The 235-nt window shown below is 48.5% G+C and carries 1 protein-coding gene; it reads left to right on the top strand.

Annotated elements, in window-relative coordinates; translation table 11 throughout:
* Positions 1-235, top strand: a 235-nt coding sequence (locus tag R0J87_RS24805; RefSeq protein WP_498889693.1) for an FMN-binding protein, incomplete at both ends; no start/stop codon positions are given.

Raw genomic sequence — 235 nt, 5'->3', positions numbered from 1 at the left:
CCTGGCGCTGGGTCCGGATGGTACTACCATTCAGGGACTAAACTACTATGAGCAAGGTGAAACTGCTGGCTTAGGTGGTGAAGTACAGAACCCGAAATGGTCTGCGCAATTCGTTGGTAAGAAACTGCTTGATCAGTCAGGTCAGCCTGCGATTAAAGTGGTTAAGCCTGGTAATGCCAGTGCAGATTCTGCTTTTGAAGTAGACGGCTTATCTGGTGCGACATTAACCAGTAAC

The sequence above is a fragment of the Halomonas sp. SIMBA_159 genome (genome assembly GCF_046536035.1).
Classification (GTDB): Bacteria; Pseudomonadota; Gammaproteobacteria; order Pseudomonadales; family Halomonadaceae; genus Vreelandella; species Vreelandella venusta_A.
Note: the sequence above shows the minus strand (reverse complement) of the source record. Positions and strands in the feature narration are given on the sequence as shown.